This is a genomic window from Atopobium sp. BS2, assembly GCF_000565075.1.
Taxonomy (GTDB): Bacteria; Actinomycetota; Coriobacteriia; order Coriobacteriales; family Atopobiaceae; genus Lancefieldella.
On the sequence record NZ_JDFG01000038.1, the window covers coordinates 1 to 3,198 of the forward strand.

Consider the following 3,198-nt stretch of genomic DNA (forward strand, 5'->3'; position numbering starts at 1 on the left):
TGTGTAAAATGCCCTCATCTGAGCAGATTATCCGACTTAGGTGTGTTCCGTAGGTGCGAAATTTACCTATAGTTAAATCTTTTATATGACGCTATTCATTTTCTAGCATATTAGGTTAAGTTTATGCATAGAAATGCATATCGGGTAGTACGACCGCCTAGCTGCCTGGCTATCTTGATTAAGAATATGTCGATTCTTCAGCAAAACCTACCAAAGCTGCGCTATTTTGTGGGCCAGGCCTAAAATCCGGCGCTAACACGCTGCAGAATCATAATCACCCGCATATGAACTGCCTCCTATTTCTCGTGTCCAAGAAATGGGAGGTAGTTCAGATGTGGAGGCTCTTTTGCTAGTTCTTGAGTGAATTGAGTGGAGCGGGGAAGCGACCGCCTCGGTGGGCAAGCACCGTACCCGCAAACTGGTTGACCGGCATGATGGGCGCGGATCCAAAGAGGCCACCAAACTCCAGGACGTCGCCCTCGTTGTAACCGATAGCTGGGATAACGCGGACCGCTGTGGTCTTGGTGTTGATGACACCAATGGCCATTTCATCTGCGATGATGCCTGCGATGGTCTCTACGGAGGAATCGCCAGGAATTGCAATCATGTCCAGGCCAACGGAGCAGACTGATGTCATTGCCTCGAGTTTCTCGAGAGAAAGCGCGCCGTCTTGAGCTGCGCGAATCATGCCCGCGTCCTCGGAGACCGGGATGAATGCGCCGGACAGGCCGCCAACGCTTGACGACGCCATGACGCCACCCTTCTTGACAGCATCGTTGAGCAGGGCAAGCGCGCAGGTAGTTCCGGGACCACCGCATTCGCCGACACCGATGAGCTCCAGAATCTTAGCGACGGAATCACCAGCTGCTGGGGTAGGCGCAAGACTGAGGTCTACGATGCCCTTCTCGACACCCAGGCGCCTTGAAGCCTCGCGGCTCATCAGCTCGCCCGCGCGGGTAATCTTGAATGCGGTCTGCTTGATCTTCTCGGCAACGTCCATGAGGTTTGCGGAGTCGGGGAGCTCGGCGAGGGCCGCAGCCATGACGCCAGGGCCGGAAACGCCCACGTTAATGACAGCGTCTGCCTCTCCGCCGCCGTGGACCGCGCCGGCCATGAAGGGGGAGTCCTCCACCATGTTGGCAAAAACGACCAGCTTAGCAGCACCGTAGCACTGAATGTCAGTGGTGCGACGAGCGGCTTCGAGCACGGTTTCTGCCATGAGCAGAACGGCGTCCATGTTGATGCCCGCGCGCGTGGACGCGACGTTTACCGAGGAACAGACGCGCGACGTGGTGGCCAGCGCTTCGGGGATGGATGCGATGAGTCGGCGGTCGGCGTCGCCAAGGCCCTTGTGGACCAGTGCCGAGAAGCCACCCAAAAAGTCGATACCCAGCGTCTCGGCCGCGCGATCAAGCGTGTGAGCCAGCGGCGTCAGATCCTGCGCCGAGGTACAGGCCGCAATCTGCGCGATTGGCGTGACGGAAACGCGCTTGTTGGCAATGGGGATACCGTACTCGCGCTCCAGGTCTTCGGCCACGGCAACCAGGTGCTCGGCCTGGCGCGTGATGCGGTCGTAGACCTTCTGGCACATGCGATCCAGGTCCTCGTCTGCGCAGCTATTGAGCGAGATACCCATCGTGATGGTGCGCAGGTCAAGATTTTGCTCGCTGACCATGGCGAGGGTTTCGGCGATTTCCTGTGGAGTGATGTTCATGCGCGTCCTCTCGGAATGCGGTTGTCGTGCGAGCGCCGGGGCGCAGGTGCAGCTTGCGTGCGGTATCGGGGTCCAGGTGCGGTTGTCGTGTGGAGACAACGTCTGGCTTTTGGCGGACGACCAGCCGCAGGGGTTTCTCGACTATTATACTTAAGCAACAACGATAAACGGGGCAAGTTGCGAGGTAACGTGGCAGAAAAAGTCACCCTAAAAACGATTGCGCGCGAGGTGGGGCTGTCGCCCGCCACGGTTTCGCTGGTGCTGAACGGCCGGCCAGTGCGCGTGAGTGACGAGAACCGCCGCCGCATCCTCGACGTTGCCCGTCGCGAGCACTACATTCCCAACCAGATTGCAAGAAGCCTGGTCACACAGCATACGCAGACGTTGGGGCTGATCGTGCCAAATATCGAGAGCCGGTTTTTCTCGTCGTTTGCCAAAATGCTGGAGATGAAGTGCCGCCGCCGCGGGTACGCGCTGTTCATCACCAACTCGGATAACAGCACGTCAAACGATGCGGACCTTGTACGACTGCTGGTCAATCGCGGCGCCGACGGCATCTTTATTATCACGTCCGACGAGGTAGAAGCCTCGAAGCAGCTCATCGCCGACCTGGAGCAGCTGCCCGTGCCGTACGTCATGGTGGACCGAACCATCGACGCGCTCGACTGCGACAAAGTGACGTTCAACAATGAGCTTGGCGGCTATCTGGCCACAAAATACCTGCTAGATCATGGTCATCGCCGCATTGCATGCATGGTCAACACCGCCTCCAACACCGGCTGCGCGCGCCTCAACGGCTACGTTCGCGCACTTGGCGAGAAGGGCCTGGAGCTGGATCAGTCGCTTGTGCTGACCAGCGATTATTACATTCCTGATGCGTATCTTGCAGCTCAGCAGCTGATTCGCGTGAACGCTACCGCGGTTGTTGCGACGTCGGACAACATTGCGTTGGGCTTGCTGCGCTATCTGTACGAGCGTGGCTTGCATGTTCCCCGCGACTATTCTGTTGTCGGATACGATAACAGCATTTCAGACGCACTGTTTGAGCCAGCGCTGACCTCGATTGAGCAAAATGTTGATGAGCTTTCTGACGCCGCGCTTTCGATTATGTTTCGTCGTCTGGGCGAGCATGGGGCGGATGTTGTGCAGAGAACCGCGACGCAATCAGCTGCGACGCAAGAAGCCGCGACGCAAGATGCTGCGACGCAATCAGCTGCGACGCAAGAAGCTGCGATGCAAGAAGCCGCGGCGCAATCAGCCGCGACAGGTAAAAATAACGGCATCGAAGCGCAGGATGACAGCGCGTCAATCCAGATAATCCTTGAGCCTCGCATGATTGAGAAGAATAGCGTGCGAGTTTTGACTTGTTAGTCAGTTCTCTGCATATTTGAGCGTCTGTATTCATTTCTATGAATACGTAATTTTTGGGCTCAAAATTATGTGCCGAAAAAGGTAAAAAACGCGTTTAGTTGGAAATGAAAATT

2 protein-coding genes are annotated in these 3,198 nt (G+C 56.7%); one reads left to right on the forward strand and one right to left on the reverse strand.

Annotated elements, in window-relative coordinates; genetic code table 11:
* Positions 1-349 precede the first annotated feature (349 nt).
* Positions 350-1,714 carry a PFL family protein gene (locus HMPREF1492_RS04655; RefSeq protein WP_035436448.1) on the reverse strand — a complete coding sequence of 455 codons (1,365 nt, stop codon included), beginning with the start codon at positions 1,712-1,714 and terminating at the stop codon, positions 350-352.
* A 189-nt stretch (positions 1,715-1,903) separates the two neighbouring features.
* On the opposite strand from HMPREF1492_RS04655, the gene HMPREF1492_RS04660 reads away from it, so the two are divergent.
* Positions 1,904-3,085, forward strand: coding sequence for a LacI family DNA-binding transcriptional regulator (locus HMPREF1492_RS04660; RefSeq protein ID WP_035436451.1), 1,182 nt, complete (start codon positions 1,904-1,906; stop codon positions 3,083-3,085).
* Positions 3,086-3,198: the final 113 nt, after the last annotated feature.

Bases quoted from the DNA above. Each gene is read 5' to 3' on its own strand.
- HMPREF1492_RS04655 (WP_035436448.1), bottom strand. From the start codon at position 1,714: ATGAACATCACTCCACAGGAAATCGCCGAAACCCTCGCCATGGTCAGC.